Origin of the sequence: Rhodococcus sp. GA1 (assembly GCF_024321955.1) — a bacterium.
Lineage (GTDB): Bacteria > Actinomycetota > Actinomycetes > Mycobacteriales > Mycobacteriaceae > Rhodococcus > Rhodococcus pyridinivorans.
Map to the genome: position 1 here is coordinate 3,240,996 of NZ_CP097186.1, position 14,350 is coordinate 3,255,345.

Annotated in this window: 17 protein-coding genes and 1 tRNA gene; 9 read left to right on the top strand and 9 right to left on the bottom strand. The window is 66.3% G+C overall.

Annotated elements, in window-relative coordinates; genetic code table 11:
• Positions 1-88 precede the first annotated feature (88 nt).
• The gene (locus M3330_RS15375; protein WP_006552648.1) at positions 89-874 is read left to right on the top strand and encodes a DUF1206 domain-containing protein; all 786 of its coding nucleotides are present in this window, start codon (positions 89-91) and stop codon (positions 872-874) included.
• A gap of 3 nt (positions 875-877) precedes the next feature.
• On the opposite strand, the gene M3330_RS15380 is transcribed toward M3330_RS15375, so the two are convergent.
• Positions 878-1,306 carry a hypothetical protein gene (locus M3330_RS15380; protein ID WP_006552647.1) on the bottom strand — a complete coding sequence of 143 codons (429 nt, stop codon included), beginning with the start codon at positions 1,304-1,306 and terminating at the stop codon, positions 878-880.
• Positions 1,307-1,542: 236 nt separating this feature from the next.
• Here M3330_RS15380 and M3330_RS15385 point away from each other — a divergent pair, with 236 nt between their 5' ends.
• Positions 1,543-2,049, top strand: coding sequence for a VOC family protein (locus M3330_RS15385; RefSeq protein ID WP_255025322.1), 507 nt, complete (start codon positions 1,543-1,545; stop codon positions 2,047-2,049).
• Positions 2,050-2,141: 92 nt separating this feature from the next.
• On the opposite strand, the gene M3330_RS15390 is transcribed toward M3330_RS15385, so the two are convergent.
• Positions 2,142-2,564, bottom strand: a complete 423-nt coding sequence (locus tag M3330_RS15390) for a hypothetical protein (RefSeq protein ID WP_064851718.1) — start codon at positions 2,562-2,564, stop codon at positions 2,142-2,144.
• A gap of 100 nt (positions 2,565-2,664) precedes the next feature.
• On the opposite strand from M3330_RS15390, the gene M3330_RS15395 reads away from it, so the two are divergent.
• On the top strand, positions 2,665-2,907 hold the full coding sequence (locus M3330_RS15395) for a DUF2630 family protein (protein ID WP_006552644.1): 243 nt from the start codon (positions 2,665-2,667) through the stop codon (positions 2,905-2,907).
• Positions 2,908-2,969: 62 nt separating this feature from the next.
• Here M3330_RS15395 and M3330_RS15400 read toward each other — a convergent pair whose 3' ends face one another.
• On the bottom strand, positions 2,970-3,107 hold the full coding sequence (locus tag M3330_RS15400; protein ID WP_255025326.1) for an alpha/beta fold hydrolase: 138 nt from the start codon (positions 3,105-3,107) through the stop codon (positions 2,970-2,972).
• A 205-nt stretch (positions 3,108-3,312) separates the two neighbouring features.
• Here M3330_RS15400 and ahpC point away from each other — a divergent pair, with 205 nt between their 5' ends.
• The 3 genes from ahpC to M3330_RS15415 all read left to right on the top strand — a co-directional run bounded on the left by ahpC (position 3,313) and on the right by M3330_RS15415 (position 6,712).
• Positions 3,313-3,876: an alkyl hydroperoxide reductase subunit C gene (gene ahpC, locus M3330_RS15405; protein ID WP_006552642.1), complete on the top strand. Its 564-nt coding sequence runs from the start codon at positions 3,313-3,315 to the stop codon at positions 3,874-3,876.
• 146 nt (positions 3,877-4,022) lie between these two features.
• Positions 4,023-5,618, top strand: coding sequence for an alkyl hydroperoxide reductase subunit F (gene ahpF / locus M3330_RS15410; protein WP_255025328.1), 1,596 nt, complete (start codon positions 4,023-4,025; stop codon positions 5,616-5,618).
• Between the two features lie 287 nt (positions 5,619-5,905).
• Positions 5,906-6,712, top strand: a complete 807-nt coding sequence (locus M3330_RS15415) for a hypothetical protein (protein WP_228045173.1) — start codon at positions 5,906-5,908, stop codon at positions 6,710-6,712.
• A gap of 161 nt (positions 6,713-6,873) precedes the next feature.
• On the opposite strand, the gene M3330_RS15420 is transcribed toward M3330_RS15415, so the two are convergent.
• The 3 genes from M3330_RS15420 to M3330_RS24500 form a co-directional block, all read right to left on the bottom strand.
• Positions 6,874-6,944 (bottom strand) — tRNA-Gly (locus M3330_RS15420).
• Positions 6,935-7,132, bottom strand: coding sequence for a hypothetical protein (locus tag M3330_RS15425; protein WP_024102017.1), 198 nt, complete (start codon positions 7,130-7,132; stop codon positions 6,935-6,937). Before M3330_RS15425 ends, M3330_RS15420 begins: the two co-directional genes overlap by 10 nt.
• Positions 7,129-7,245, bottom strand: coding sequence for a hypothetical protein (locus M3330_RS24500; RefSeq protein WP_369683123.1), 117 nt, complete (start codon positions 7,243-7,245; stop codon positions 7,129-7,131). Before M3330_RS24500 ends, M3330_RS15425 begins: the two co-directional genes overlap by 4 nt.
• Positions 7,246-7,353: 108 nt before the next feature.
• On the opposite strand from M3330_RS24500, the gene M3330_RS15430 reads away from it, so the two are divergent.
• The 3 genes from M3330_RS15430 to M3330_RS15440 all read left to right on the top strand — a co-directional run bounded on the left by M3330_RS15430 (position 7,354) and on the right by M3330_RS15440 (position 9,766).
• The gene (locus M3330_RS15430; protein WP_006552639.1) at positions 7,354-7,989 is read left to right on the top strand and encodes a TetR/AcrR family transcriptional regulator; all 636 of its coding nucleotides are present in this window, start codon (positions 7,354-7,356) and stop codon (positions 7,987-7,989) included.
• A 34-nt stretch (positions 7,990-8,023) separates the two neighbouring features.
• Positions 8,024-8,614 carry a dCTP deaminase gene (gene dcd / locus M3330_RS15435; RefSeq protein ID WP_016696219.1) on the top strand — a complete coding sequence of 197 codons (591 nt, stop codon included), beginning with the start codon at positions 8,024-8,026 and terminating at the stop codon, positions 8,612-8,614.
• A gap of 87 nt (positions 8,615-8,701) precedes the next feature.
• A complete protein-coding gene (locus tag M3330_RS15440; RefSeq protein ID WP_255025334.1) occupies positions 8,702-9,766 on the top strand; it encodes a beta-mannosidase in 1,065 nt (354 codons plus the stop codon).
• On the opposite strand, the gene M3330_RS15445 is transcribed toward M3330_RS15440, so the two are convergent.
• The 3 genes from M3330_RS15445 to M3330_RS15455 are packed head-to-tail and all read right to left on the bottom strand — an operon-like array spanning position 9,758 to position 14,345.
• The gene (locus M3330_RS15445; protein WP_217579471.1) at positions 9,758-11,404 is read right to left on the bottom strand and encodes a glycosyltransferase family 39 protein; all 1,647 of its coding nucleotides are present in this window, start codon (positions 11,402-11,404) and stop codon (positions 9,758-9,760) included. The genes M3330_RS15440 and M3330_RS15445 overlap by 9 nt on opposite strands.
• A complete protein-coding gene (locus tag M3330_RS15450) occupies positions 11,401-12,876 on the bottom strand; it encodes a glycosyltransferase (protein ID WP_033096294.1) in 1,476 nt (491 codons plus the stop codon). Before M3330_RS15450 ends, M3330_RS15445 begins: the two co-directional genes overlap by 4 nt.
• Complete coding sequence (locus M3330_RS15455; RefSeq protein ID WP_255025338.1) at positions 12,861-14,345, bottom strand: archaeosortase/exosortase family protein; 1,485 nt, start codon at positions 14,343-14,345, stop codon at positions 12,861-12,863. Before M3330_RS15455 ends, M3330_RS15450 begins: the two co-directional genes overlap by 16 nt.
• Positions 14,346-14,350: the final 5 nt, after the last annotated feature.

Genomic DNA, 14,350 nt, shown 5'->3' on the forward strand with positions numbered 1-14,350 from the left:
CGTGAAGGGGACAGTCCCGACCGATGAGGAGACGAGAGTGAACCGTCAGGCCCCCGCGTCACGTGGCGCGGCGTCATCCGCCGAGCGCATGGCGCAGAACGGTGTATTCGAGAAGTTCGCACGTGCCGGCTACGTCGGCAGTGGCATCGTGCACCTGCTCATCGGCTACCTCGCGATCAGGGTCGCGTTCGGTCGCGGCGAGCAGGAGGCGTCGCAGTCCGGTGCGATGGCGGAACTGGGCGAGCAGCCCGGCGGGAAGATCGCGTTGTGGATCGCCGTCGTCGTCTTCGTGATGATGGGCCTGTGGCGGTTCGCCGAGGCTACCTTCGGCAAGGCGTCCGAACCGGAACAACCCGACGCCGACATGAAGGACAAAGCGTTCGACCGGTTCAAGGCCGCCTGCGTCGGTGTCGTCTATCTCGCCTTCGCGTACACCGCGTTCGGGTTCGCCCGCGGCAGCGGCAAGTCCAGTGGTGAACAGAACGCGGGTCTGACGGCGAAGCTGCTGCAGTCCGGTGCCGGCAAGTTCGTCCTCGTCGTCGCGGGACTCGTCATCCTCGGTGTGGGCGCCTACCACGTCTACAAGGGCGCGTCGAAGAACTTCGTCGACGATCTGAAGAGCCACCCGAGCACGTTCGTGAAACGTCTCGGGCTTGTCGGTTACGTCGCGAAGGGTCTCGCGCTCGGTCTCGTCGGTGTTCTGGTGATCGTCGCGGTCTTCCAGGCCGACCCGCAGAAGGCAGCGGGCCTCGACGGTGCTCTGAAGACGTTGGGCTCGCAGCCTTTCGGTACGGTGCTGCTCGTTCTCATGGGCCTCGGCATCGCGGTCTACGGCCTCTACAGCTTCGTCATGGCCCGCGACGCGAAGATGTGACGCTCAGTCGTCTGCGTCGTCGAACCAGAACGACTCGGTCGCGACGTAGTGGAGGGTCGGTGGGCCGGGCAACTCGAACTCGATCGCGCCCACCGGCCGCAGCTCCCCGTCGTTGTCTTCGCAACTGGCGGTCGCGATGTTGAGTCCTGCGGCGATCCCGGTGAACTCGAGGGTCTGGTAGTTCGCTCCGAAGATCTCCGCGATTCCGGACTCGCCGGTGCCGAGCGCCGCGACGCAGATGAAGGGGTGGTCCTCGTCCGGTGGGGACGTGTACATCAGCTTCACCAGCACGGTGTCTCCGCGGGTGCTGACCGTCCACAATCCTCGGGTGTCCGTATCCGCCGCTGCGCTCGCGGCGGGTGCGAAACCGGCGAGCAGTGCGAGCGGTGCGAGCAACGAGACCGTCGCACGCAGGGTCCTACGATGGTTCATGGGATCTCCTCGGAACCGCGGTGAGTCCCCGACATATTCATCGTCCGCACTCGATATCCGGGGAACGGGCGAATCGGATGTTCGTGAAGAAGACGTGACGGCGACGAGATCGTCGTACCCGGTCCGTGACTCCCCGGGTCACGAAGAGCTACCGCCTCGACCCAACTAGTTGACAACGCAACTAGTTGGGATCATCCTGGTTGAGAAAGCAACCACATCGGAAAGAAGGTGGATCGATGATCGCCGACGAGCAGCAGCGCTACGAAGAATTCGAGCGTCGGCGTGCACTCATCCGCGACGCACACCTGAAGTCTGCCGACGCGCGCCCGCAGTCGTCGGCGCGGGGGCTGCACCACACTGCGCTGATCAGCAGCGACGTCGAACGGACCGTGCGCTTCTACCAGGATCTCCTCGAGTTCCCGCTGACGGAGCTGATCGAGAACCGCGACTATCCCGGCTCCTCGCACTTCTTCTTCGACATCGGCAACGGCAATCTGCTGGCTTTCTTCGACTTCCCCGGTCTCGACGTCGGCCCCTATCAGGAGGTCTTCGGCGGTCTGCACCACATCGCGATCAGCGTCGCCCTTCCCGCCTGGGAGCGCTTGCGCGACAAGCTGATCGACGCAGGTGTCGAGCTCGTCGAACACAGCGACGTCTCGTTGTACTTCCGCGACCCCGACGGAGCCCGCCTCGAACTCATCGCCGACCCGCTCGGCGAGATGTACGGCTCGAAGGTGCTCTAGCGCGAAGCTCTAGCACGGGGTGAGGGGAGGTTGTGTGCGTGTCCGTCTACCGGACACGCACACAACCTCCCCTTCGTCTGTTCGCCGAACTCCTACTCGACGATCGGGAAGATCGACTCCCCGTCCTCGGGGGCGCCGCTGATCTGGCCGCGGTCGACACGCGAATCCTGCACGATCACCCCGTCGACCTCGTCGGCGAGTTTCGAGTCCTCGGGGGCGCCGGTGGTGGCGTCGTCGATCACCTCGTCGACGTCCTCGGTGAGCTCGTCCTCCGGTGTCGCCGCGACAGGCTTGTCCAGCGGCTCGGCGGGTTCGACGTCGGGTTCCTCCTCGGCGAGGCGCTGGTCCAGCGACTCGCCTTCTTGCTCTTCACGCTGGGTCGTTCCGAACTTGTCGGCGCCGCTCCAGTCCTCGGGCGGGTCGACGACCTCGTCGCCGTCGTCGTTCCGCACTTCGTCGGCGTCGAGGCCTTCGCTGGGGCTGAGGGTGTCGCCGGGACCGTCTTCGATGCTCATGTCGAGGAGATACCCGGCCGGCCCGGTGCGAAACCGGCGGCGGTTTCACTCCTGCCGGATGAGGCTATGCCGACGGAACACCACATCGAGGGAGTTTCCCATGGACGAGAACGAACTCTTCCAGCACATCGAGAAGCTGGTGGACGAAGAGAAGACACTGCGCTCACGAACCGGCGCGGACGGTCCGAGCGACGAGGACCTGCAGCGGCTGGCCGCTGTCGAGAAGAGGCTCGACCAGTGCTGGGACCTGCTGCGGCAGCGTCGCGCGAAGGCCGAGTTCGGCGACGACCCGGACGACGCCCAGGCGCGGCCGGTCGACGAGGTCGAGTCCTACCGACAGTAGGGCGCCGACGGTGGGTCGACCGTTCTGCTTCGGCGACGAACCGTAGCCGGGTAGTTCGGCGTTCAGCACGTGAAGTGCTCGGCGAGGTGCGGGACGAGGGTGGAGAATTCGTCCATCGTGGCGCCGATCCCGTGCAGGAGGGGTAGGGGTTCACCGGATCCGGTGCGGCGGTAGCTCGGTCGTGAGTGCACCGGTTCCATCTTTCCCTTCCGGACGGGCCGGAGTGCTCTGTCGCAAAGGCTGTGTGTTCTGTCACATTCGTGAGGAAGGAAAAGCAACGACCTGGCCGAATGCCGTGTTATAGCCCTTGCTTATCGAATTTCTAGAAACTATCGATTGGCACAATTAATAGTTCGCGGATAACGTCGAAGCCGTCAACCCCATCGAGACGAGTGAGGTTTCTACATGTCGCTGATCAACAAGAAGATCAAGCCCTTCAAGGCCGAGGCTTTCAAGGACGGCGCCTTCGTGACCGTGTCCGACGAGGACATCAAGGGCAAGTGGGCGATCTTCTTCTTCTACCCCGCAGACTTCACGTTCGTCTGCCCGACGGAGCTCGGCGACCTCGCGGACCACTACGAGGAGCTGCAGAAGCTCGGCGTCGAGGTCTTCTCCGTCTCGACCGACACGCACTTCACGCACAAGGCATGGCACGGCTCGTCCGAGACCATCGGCAAGATCAAGTACGCCATGATCGGTGACCCGACCCTGCAGATCAGCACCGACTTCGAGGTCCTCCGTGAGGACCAGGGCCTTGCCGATCGCGGCACCTTCCTGGTCGACCCGGACGGCGTCGTCCAGTTCACCGAGGTCACCGCTGAAGGCATCGGCCGCAACGCCGCCGAGCTCGTTCGCAAGGTCAAGGCCGCCCAGTACGTCCGCAGCCACCCGGGCGAGGTCTGCCCGGCCAAGTGGGAAGAGGGCGACGACACCCTCGCTCCGTCGCTGGAGCTCGTCGGCAAGATCTGATTCGTCGACGGAAATTCGTTCCGGTGGCACGGGATCGAACGTCCCGTGCCACCGGGCACCGTCCGGGTCCGCTCGGCTCGAGCTGAGAAGTTCGCCGACTCCCATCTCTTCCGGTCACAGTTCTTCCACCTCTGGAGTGAATCCTCATGCTCGACGCCTCCCTCGCCGCCCAGTTGAAGTCCCTTCTCGAAAAGGTCACCCAGCCGATCGAGCTCGTGTCGTCCCTCGACGACCGGCCGAAGTCGAAGGAACTCGCCGATCTCCTCGATCAGATCGCCGGCATGTCCGATCTGGTCACCCATGTGCGCGACGGTGAAGCCACCCGTCGCCCCTCCTTCCTGATCCGCCGGGTCGGCACCGACATCGCGGTCGAGTTCGCGGGCATCCCGCTCGGCCACGAGTTCACCTCCCTCGTGCTCGCCCTGCTGCAGGTCGGCGGCCACCCCTCGAAGGAGGCCGTGGATCTGCTCGAGCAGGTGCGCGACCTCGAGGGCGACTTCCACTTCGAGACCTACTTCTCACTGTCGTGCCAGAACTGCCCCGACGTGGTGCAGGCCCTGAACGTGATGTGTGTGACCAACTCGCGCATCAAGCACACCGCGATCGAAGGCTCGCTCTTCCAGGACGAAGTCGACGCACGCCAGGTGATGGCAGTGCCGACCGTCTTCCTCAACGGTGAGCTGTTCGGCTCCGGACGCATGAACCTCGAGCAGATCGTCGGCAAGCTCGACAGCGGTTCCGCCGAGCGCACCGCCGCCGCGATCAGCGAGAAGGATCCCTTCGACGTCCTCGTCGTCGGTGGCGGCCCCGCCGGCGCGACTGCCGCGATCTACGCCTCCCGCAAGGGAATCCGCACCGGCGTTCTCGCCGAGCGCTTCGGTGGCCAGGTGCTCGACACCATGGCCATCGAGAACTTCTCCTCCGTCCCCTACACGGAGGGCCCGAAGTTCGCTGCCGAGCTCGAGAACCACGTCCGCCAGTACGACGTCGACATCATGAACGTCCAGAAGGCCTCGAAGCTCACCCCGGCCCCCACCGAGGGCGGCCTCGTCGAGGTCGAGCTCGAGAGCGGCGCCCGGTTGCTTTCGCGCAGCGTCGTTCTCGCGACCGGTGCCCGCTGGCGCGCGATGAACGTTCCGGGCGAGCAGGAGTACCGCAACAAGGGCGTCACCTACTGCCCGCACTGCGACGGCCCGCTGTTCAAGGGCAAGCGCGTCGCGGTCATCGGTGGCGGTAACTCCGGTGTGGAGGCCGCGATCGACCTCGCCGGCGTCGTCGCCCACGTGACCCTCATCGAGTTCGACTCGGTCCTGCGCGCCGACGAGGTGCTGCAGCGCAAGCTCCGCAGCCTGCCCAACGTCGACATCATCGTCAGCGCCCTCACCACCGAGGTCCTCGGCGACGGTTCGAAGGTCACCGGCCTGACCTACACCGACCGCACCACCGACGAGTCGCGCACCCTCGAGCTCGACGGCGTGTTCGTCCAGATCGGTCTGCTGCCGAACACCGAATGGCTCACCGGCACGGTCGAACTCAGCCCGCGCGGCGAGATCGTCGTCGACGACCACGGCCGCACCTCGGTGCCCGGCGTGTTCGCCGCCGGCGACTGCACGACCGTCCCGTACAAGCAGATCATCGTCTCCGCAGGTGCGGGTGCGACGGCCGCGCTCGGCGCGTTCGACCACCTCATCCGCACGAGCGCCCCGGCCCAGGCCGAGGAAGCGGTCGCCGCGACCGTCTAGGCGTCACTGCAGCCCTGTGGCCGTCACCCCTTCCGGGTGGCGGCCACGTTGCTTCCTCGGGGAGGTTGTTGTCGAAGATTCTGCGGAAATCGCCCATATCCTCCCCCAATTCACCCAGCACAGGCATTGACGCGCTCTTTACCCCGGCGCTTCACTGAAATGCCTATGTGTGTCCCCATCGCGACGGTGTCCCAGGAGGTCGACCTATGCGCAGCACACGGAAGTCCGAACGGCGGCGCAGACGCGAAGGACGCCTGTATCGCAGAGCCGCCACGGCGGTGGCGCTCATGGGACTGGTCGCCCTGTGGGTGAATCCCGCGGCGTCGGCGGACGAGTCCACGGGATTCTCGCTTCCCTTCTCCGGAGCACCGGCCTACGAGCATCTGGCGCCGACGCAGGTCACCGACCCGTCCCGGTTGCACGCTCCGCTCGGTCGGGAATGGGCCGAGGACATCGCCCGGCAGATCGGGCTGAAGCCGGAAGATGCGTTGTCCGAGCAGCAGGCCCGTGATTTCACCACCGGCGGGGGAGTGGGCGGCAGCAAGGAGGCCGCCGAGATCATCCAGGGTTCCATCGACATCCTCATCAATACGACCGGCCACCCCCTGTACTCCGACGTGAACGGTGTCTCCACCCCGACGGTGCTGGGCAGTTACGGCCTCTACGTGACGCCCGACGGGATGCTGCAGAGCCCGGCCAACGCGTCGGCGCCGACGAGGCAGGTGAACACGCTCATCGCGCCCGGCGGGTACGTCGACACCTGGCTGCGGAACAACGACGCGACGGACACGCTGGTGGCGCTGTACCGGTCGGCGTACCCGATCGAAGCGACCTTCGGTTTCGCGGCGCAACAGATATCCGGCGCCGCACAGCTGGTCACCAATACGAAGGGCGACGTCGTCTCGACCGTCGGCATGTCGATGGCGCCACCGCTGTGGATCGTGAACTTCGCTCTCATCTACGCCGTGAGCCCTTCCCTCGCGGCCGCGATGCCGGCCTACTGGGCTCCCATCCCGCCCGAGGTTGCCGAGGCCATCGAGGCGAGCCCCACGGGTCAGGTGCCCTACGCCGATTACGCGTCGTACCTCCAGTGAACTTCGGGGAGCCGCGCGTACCTCGAAGGCTGCCGGTAGGGCTGTCGAGGTAGGTGTTGTTGTCGAAGAACGCGGGAAAATCGACAACAACGTCGGCCCCGATACGACGAAGGCCCCGCATACGACGAAGCCCCGACCGTATGGTCGGGGCTTCGTGTGAGAGCCGATGACGGGAATCGAACCCGCGTATTCAGCTTGGGAAGCTGATGTTCTACCATTGAACTACATCGGCACGCTGGGCTTTTGCCGATTCTCATCGACTCCGGCCCGAGCTTTCGGAGCAAACTGTAGCAGACTCTCCGGGTCGATCGCGGGACCCCTGGACCACACCGAGAGCCCGCAGACGCGGTCGAAGCGACGCTGGTCGCGCGGCGTCCACGGCAGCAGCATCTGCTCGAAAATCGTGTCGTCGATCTTCACCTTGTGGAGGTTGTCCTCCCAGTACTGCTTTCCGGGTCCATCGCGTTGTATTCGGCCGGGCTCGACTCGGTGGAGCGCACCTGCGCGTGTGCCTTGTCGACGGGCGTCGTCATCGAATGTCCCGCATCGTCAGAGGTGACCACGACTGTCACCCAGATGCGCGCCGACGGTAAAGACCGGAGGTTGCGCGGCACGGAAGCGGACGCTGCGAAGATAGAGGCATGGCAACTGGACGGCTCTACGGTGGACGCGCAGGCGAGGAACGACAGGCCGATCGGCGAGCGCAGCTGATCGAGGCCGGTCTCGATCTCCTCGGAGCTGCCGACGGCGAAGCCACCCTGTCGGTGCGCGGTGTCTGCAAGCGCGCAAGTCTGGCCTCGCGCTACTTCTACGAGAGCTTCGCCGACCGCGACGAGCTCACCGGTGCCGTCTACGACCACGTCGTCCAGCGCATCGCCGAGAGCACGCTCGCCGCCGTGGCCTCGGCACCGGCCGACGACGACCGCGCGATCGTGCGGGCCTGCGTCGAGAACATCGTCCGCGAGATCGACGAGGACCCGCGGCTCGGCCGCATGCTGTTCTCCGTCAGCCAGGCCAACACGCAGCTCGCGAAGCGGCGCCTCGACTCGACCCGCATGTTCGCCGGGCTGGTCACCGCCCAGGCCGAGAACATCTACGCCATCACCCCGAGCCCCCGGCTCGACCTGGCGGCGCACTACGTCGTCGGCGGACTCGCCCAGGCGCTGACGGCCTGGCTCGACGGCACCGTGCCGCTGAGCCACGACGACGTCGTCGAGGAGTGCACCGAACTGCTGATCACGATGTCGGCCCAATTGCGACGCGACTCGGCCACGTAGAACCCCGCGGCCGCGCGATTGTTAACCTCTACGCGTGCTGCTCTCCGATCGCGACATCCGCGCCCAGATCGCCTCCGGGCATCTGGGCATCGACCCGTTCGATCCGGAGCTGGTGCAGCCCTCGAGTGTCGACGTCAAACTCGACAGCCTGTTCCGCGTCTTCAACAACACGCGTTACACGCACATCGACCCGGCGAAGCAGCAGGACGAACTGACGTCGCTGGTGCAGGTTCCCGAGGGTGAGCCGTTCGTGCTGCACCCCGGCGAGTTCGTGCTCGGGTCGACGATGGAGCGGTGCACCCTGCCGGCCGACCTCGCCGGTCGCCTCGAAGGCAAGTCGTCGCTGGGCCGGCTCGGTCTGCTCACGCACTCGACGGCCGGGTTCATCGACCCGGGTTTCGACGGGCACATCACCCTCGAGCTGTCCAATGTCGCTAACCTGCCGATCACGCTGTGGCCGGGCATGAAGATCGGTCAGCTGTGCCTGTTCCGGCTGACGAGCCCCGCCGAGCACCCGTACGGCAGCGCGAAGGTCGGGTCCAAGTACCAGGGCCAGCGCGGGCCTACGCCGTCGAAGGCGTACCTGAACTTCGTGCACAAGCATCCCGACGCGCGTCCCAGCTAGTTCGTCCTGCGCACGTCGCAGACGAACCCCGGGGTGAATCTCGTCCGTGCGGGTCGGGCACCCTCTCGCCCGGGTTAATCTCTGCATGTGCGCGTCGCTGCGGTCGCCACCACACTGCTGCTCCTGCTCGCGGCCTGCGCGCAGGACACCTCGTCGCGTCCCTCGCCTCGCGAGGATCTTCCGGTAGTGCGTGCCGACGGTGACCGGCTCGTCCTCGACGGCCGGACGTGGTGGCCCGCCGGACTCAACGCATACCAGCTCGGTACCCGCTGGGAGGTCAACCACGGATGCGGTGCCGAGGTGGACCTCGACGACTTCTTCGGCACGCTGGCGCCGCGTTCGATCGTGCGTTTCGACGCCTTCCAGTCCCACGCTGTCCACCGGATCGGCGGCACGCTCGACTTCACGGCGCTCGATGCCGTCTTCGACGCCGCCGAGCGGCACAGGGTGTACCTGATCCCGGTGCTCGCCCCGCAGGACAGTGATTGCGACGCGGGTGGATACAAGCAGGCGGACTGGTACGACGCCGCTTGGCACGACCCGCTGCCGGGTCATGTGCTCGCCTACGACGACTGGGTCGCGACCGCCGTCGAACGGTGGGGTTCGTCACCGGCGGTCGCGATGTGGGAGCTGATCGGCGAACCCGAGACCGCGACCTGCACCGACGACGAGTGCGCCCTCGAACGACGCGAGTGCTTGCCCGGCGGTGCTCGGCTGCTCCGCAACTGGATCGACGAAGCAGCCGGCATAGTCCGCGAGCACGACCCGGACCGGCTCGTCACCGTCGGCACCATCGGAGGCGACCAGTGCGGTTCCGCCGGCGACGATTTCGCGACCGTCACCGACGCCGAGCAGCTCGACGTGGTGCAGTACCACGACTATGACGACGCACAGTTCCTCGAACGGCGGCTCGACGGATTGTCGAAGCCGATGCTCGTCGCCGAACTCGGTGTCCGGGCCGGTTCGTGCCGCGCGGTGAGCGAACGTGCCGATATCGTCGACCGCACGCTTACGCGGTACCGCGATCTCGGGGCCGATGGCGCACTGATGTGGTCGTTCGTCCCCGACCCGCGACCGGACGAGTGCACCTACGACATCGGCCCGGACGACCCGGTCCACTACGTCCTACGGCGTCACCACGGCTCAGGGTGACGTCCGGTCGAGTACCCGGAAGAGTCGCCAATCGGGTTGGTCGGCACCGTCGTTGGGGATTTCGAGTTCGAGTACCGCGATGTCGCTGCCGGTCTCGTAGATGGTGGGGTAGCGGCGGTTGACGGCGTCCGATGTTCCGCGGCCCTCGTTGGGGACGGTCAGGATGTACTCGACCCCGGAGGCGGAAGGGCGGTTGAGCACGGCCGTGAAGTCGGAGTCCGAAGGGATGACGAACGTCTCGGGGCGTTCGGTGGCCGAGAAGATCGCGAACCCGTAGACCGTGTCCATCAGCACCGAGCCCGGCGGTAGGTCCATCGCGTCGAGGTATTCGGCGATGCGCCGTTCCGTGGAGAATGCCGCGATCACCTGTCGCTGCTTCTCACGCACCTCGGACGGATCGTTGTCGTCCGGGAACAGGACCGTGCGCAGCGCGTGCTGTTCCTGCGACAGGGTGGGCGAGCCCATCGCGACGAACGTGACGGGCAGGCTGCACACCAGGAGCACCGCACCCAAGGGTGCTGCGCCGCTGGGGTCCTCCGTCCTCGGAACGGCATGCGGCCCGGGGCGTCGTGCCGTGAGCAGTCCACGTCGCGGAGCCAGTTGTACGACCCACACCGCGAGCAGCGGGATCGCGCAGATGTAGAAGCGCAGGAACGGGAAGGTCATTCCGCGTGCATAGGACAGGGCCGCGAAGCCCAGGACCGCGCCGAAGACGACGAACGGCACGAGCGGTTCGAGATCGCGTCGTCGCCATGCGAGCACCGCCACGACCGGGATCAGCAGCGGAAGCGCCGGCCCGAGCACGACGGTCTCGGCGAGCGAGAAGGCGATCGCACCGAGCCCGCCCGACGACCCGCCACCGCTCTGCTCGAGGATGGCGGCGTTGCCGTAGGCCGAGGTGAACTGCGCGAGCCATTCACCGGTGACGAGCCAGCTCGTCACGACGAACGCGACGAAGGCCAGAGCGAGGGGAGCGGCGACGAGGATCGCGTCCATGATCGCCGGCTGCCATCCCGAGCCGGGAGCGTACCGTCGCGATCGGTACCGGACGAGCAGTGCGACGAAGACCGTCACCGCCCCGCCGACGGCCAGCGCGTCGTACCGCGCGAGATACGCCAGTGCCAGGGCGATTCCGGCCAGCGCCAGGTCGTGGATGTCGTCGGTGCTGCACCAGCGGATCAGGCGACGCGCGGCCCAGCACAAGGCGAACAGGAACGGCGCCTCGCTCATCCCGTTCGCGCCGTAGTAGACGATCATCGGGTTCAGGGCGAACACCGCCGTCACCGTCCACACGAACCACGGCGTGCAGCCGCGATCGCACGCGATGCGGTGGATCTGCACCGCCGCGCCGGCCATGAACGGCGCCGACATGAGCACGGCCGTCACCGCGTAGGCCGACAGTCCCGGGAACCACGCCGACAGTCCTGTGAGGGGCACCTGGACGAGCGCGGTGAGGGGTGTGAACACGAAACCGATGGCGGCGAGGTGCGGGTCGCGGCTGAGCAGCACCGACCGCGCAGCGCTGACACGGCTGAGCGAATCACCCTGGTAGTACTGCACGTCCAGCGCGAGCCACAGTCCTACCACCAGATAGATCAGGCAGGCGGTCCAGAACACCCACGTGCTGCGGGTCCTCACGACGACAACCCGTGGAAGGTCTTCTCCCAGTAGGAAGGATTACGGATGAGCTGATAGGTGCCTTTGATCGCCGCGATCGACATGAGGACCCAGTAGAACGGCACGGTCAGGCACGGCCACCACAGGTTCGAGTGGCCCGTCTCGCGGCACGCCACGAAGTTCATGTACATCACGGCGACGTTGCCGAACACGAGCGAGATCAGCGCGGGGAAGTAGGCGTACCAGGGGAAGATCTCCTCGATCAGTTCCGCCTGGCCGAGCAGCCACGCGAGCGTTGTCATCCAGAACACCATGTTCAGGCACGCGATGATCGGCGTGCCCGCGAGCAGGGTCGTGAAACGCAGCATCCCCGCGGTGCCGATCACCCGCCACAACCGGACGGGCCGGCGCATGTGGACCAGCCAGGTCTGCAGATAGCCCTTGTACCACCGGGATCGCTGCCGCACCCAGTTGATCGGATCGCTGTTCGCCTCCTCCAGCGTGGTCGAGTCGAGAACCGCAGTGGAGTAGCCGGATTCGGCGATCCGGACACCGAGATCGGCGTCCTCGGTGACGTTGTACGGATCCCACGCACCGATCTCGTCGAACACCGATCGGCGGATATGGTTCGACGTCCCGCCGAGCGGGATCGGCGAGTGCGACTTCATCAGTCCGGGCAGGATGAAGTTGAACCACAGCGCGTAGTCGGCGGTGAACCAGCCGGTCAGCAGATTCTGGGTTCCGTTGTGGAAAGCCAGCTTCGCCTGTACACATGCCACGTCGTCGCCGAGACGGTCGAAGACGACGACCACCCGGCGCAACTGCAGGGGCTCGGGGAGGTCCTCGGCGTCGAAGATCGTCACGATCTCGCCCGTCGTGAAGTGCAGTCCGTAATTGCACGCCTTCGGTTTCGTCCGTGGGTCGGCGGCCGGGACGAGCAGGATCTCGACGCTCTCGCCGAGCCCGGCCTTCTCCGCGGCCTCGATCGTGACGGTGTCGTCCTCCTCGAGCAGCAACAACACCTGGAGCTTGTCGGCCGGATAATCGAGCGCGGCCATCGCGGCGAGCAGGTCGCCCACCACCTCGGGTTCGTTGTAAGCGGGGACGAGCACCGTGTACGGCGGCAACTGGTCGTCGGTGAGGGCGAGAGCTTCCTCGTCGTCGACGATGAACTGCGCGTCGCGTGCCATGCCGCGGGTGAACAGCAGCAGCCGGTCGGCGAGGGTCGCGATGTACCCGAAGGTGCACAGCACGGTGAAGACGATCAGGGTCGGTTTCGTCGCCACGACGAGCGCGAGCACGAAGGCCCCCGCGAGTGCGAATCCGAGGTATTTCTGCCACGGCACGAAGGCGACCGACGCCGACGAGACGGGGCTGCGTTCGCGCAGTCCGTGCACCGCTTCGTGCAGGGCCGCGGTCCGGTAGGCGTCGAACTCGACGGTGTCTTCGGGCGGAACATCGTGTCCCGAGCCGACGTTCACTCGCCCTGCCATTGCGCCTCCACGAGTTCGCGACCCACCTCGATGAGCATGGAACGGTCCTTGTACTCGGGATCGGTGTCCTCGACGGTGCCGTTGCCGCGCAGCAACACTCGCATCAGAGTGCGTGCGTTGGCGACAGTGTTCGGCTCGGGCTGCGGGAACGGCGCATCGAGTTCGTGGTTGTCCACCGTCAGCAGGCTCACCCGCTGGGCGACGGTGTCGCTGCGGGTCCACACGAAGCTGAGCAGGCTCCACGTCAGGAGCAGGTTGTCGTCGACGACGGTGAAGTACTCGGCGGTGACGCCGCGACCCAGATCGACATATTCCTTCGGGCTCACCCGTGATTTGCCCAGTGCGTACATCGATTCGGTGGGGTACACCGCGAACGAACCGACACGACGCACCTGCAGGGTCTGCACGGCGACGGTGCGGGGACGCAGCAGCCGATCCCATTCCGGGTTCGGTTCCTCCGCCCGGAGCATCTGCCGCCGCAGCACCGATCCCTGACGGAAGTATGCGCGGGGCCAGTCGTAGTCGACGGACGACAACTGCACCCATCCGGATGGGACGATCTGGGTGGCGGTGCCCGAGTAAGGGGGCCCGACCGAGACCGGCGTCAGGCGCTGGTCGGGAAGCGGCAGGAGTGCGGCGAGCAGGGTGGCCACCGCGACGCACATCGCTCCGCGCACGGCCTGGGGAACCGACACCGGATTCGGTGGCAGCGTGCGTGGCGCGAGCCCGCGGTAGGTCCACAGATAGGCACCGGCCCCGACGACCACCGTCGCGACCACCGCCGGCACGTACTGCGACACGGCGATGGGTGCGTCCGGCCACCGCTGATCGACCAGGACGAGCACCACCAGACCGGTCACGAATGTTGCGGAGCCGTAGAAGAATCCGCGGGCCCGGGTGCGCCGCGTCGCGAGTCCGACAGCCGTGGCGGCGAGCACGAGCGTGACCTGTCCCGCCGCGAGCTTCGTGCCCCCGGCCTCGACGAGCACGATCCGGTAGAGCACGGGTGAGCTCAGGAAGAGCATCGCCCACGCCTGCCAGTACGCCGCGGTCACGCGCAGGCCGAACATCGCGACGCACGCCCCGCACACGAACACCCACGCGGCGAGCACGTCGAGGTGCATCACCTGATAGTTCGTCGCGTAGCGCGGCATCAGCAGCCCCTTGATCGCGAGCGCGATCAGCAGCAGGAGCACCGACGTGATGATGTCGGTCTGCCGGTCGTGGATCGGCAGTTCGTTCTTCCGCTGCCGCGTGATGCCGATCGCAACGATCGCGACGAGAGGCGGCACGATGAGGACGTAACCACCCGTGGTGCCGGTGCGGATCTCGTCGAGCAGCTGCAGCCAGGTGGAGTGGAAGCCGATCAGGGTTGCGGCGACTATCGCGATCCACCGATTGGCGGTGTGCAGCATCGCGTTCGTGAAGAACCGCTCGATGAACGACGGATGCTCGGTTGTCGTGGTCATCGTGT

Excerpts from the sequence above, each read along its gene's own strand:
- M3330_RS15375 (WP_006552648.1), top strand. The coding sequence starts at position 89 with ATGGCGCAGAACGGTGTATTCGAGAAGTTCGCACGTGCCGGCTACGTC.
- M3330_RS15380 (WP_006552647.1), bottom strand. The coding sequence starts at position 1,306 with ATGAACCATCGTAGGACCCTGCGTGCGACGGTCTCGTTGCTCGCACCG.
- M3330_RS15385 (WP_255025322.1), top strand. The coding sequence starts at position 1,543 with ATGATCGCCGACGAGCAGCAGCGCTACGAAGAATTCGAGCGTCGGCGT.
- M3330_RS15390 (WP_064851718.1), bottom strand. The coding sequence starts at position 2,564 with ATGAGCATCGAAGACGGTCCCGGCGACACCCTCAGCCCCAGCGAAGGC.
- M3330_RS15395 (WP_006552644.1), top strand. The coding sequence starts at position 2,665 with ATGGACGAGAACGAACTCTTCCAGCACATCGAGAAGCTGGTGGACGAA.
- M3330_RS15400 (WP_255025326.1), bottom strand. The coding sequence starts at position 3,107 with ATGGAACCGGTGCACTCACGACCGAGCTACCGCCGCACCGGATCCGGT.
- ahpC (WP_006552642.1), top strand. The coding sequence starts at position 3,313 with ATGTCGCTGATCAACAAGAAGATCAAGCCCTTCAAGGCCGAGGCTTTC.
- ahpF (WP_255025328.1), top strand. The coding sequence starts at position 4,023 with ATGCTCGACGCCTCCCTCGCCGCCCAGTTGAAGTCCCTTCTCGAAAAG.
- M3330_RS15415 (WP_228045173.1), top strand. The coding sequence starts at position 5,906 with ATGGGACTGGTCGCCCTGTGGGTGAATCCCGCGGCGTCGGCGGACGAG.
- M3330_RS24500 (WP_369683123.1), bottom strand. The coding sequence starts at position 7,245 with ATGACGACGCCCGTCGACAAGGCACACGCGCAGGTGCGCTCCACCGAG.
- M3330_RS15430 (WP_006552639.1), top strand. The coding sequence starts at position 7,354 with ATGGCAACTGGACGGCTCTACGGTGGACGCGCAGGCGAGGAACGACAG.
- M3330_RS15450 (WP_033096294.1), bottom strand. The coding sequence starts at position 12,876 with ATGGCAGGGCGAGTGAACGTCGGCTCGGGACACGATGTTCCGCCCGAA.
- M3330_RS15455 (WP_255025338.1), bottom strand. The coding sequence starts at position 14,345 with ATGACCACGACAACCGAGCATCCGTCGTTCATCGAGCGGTTCTTCACG.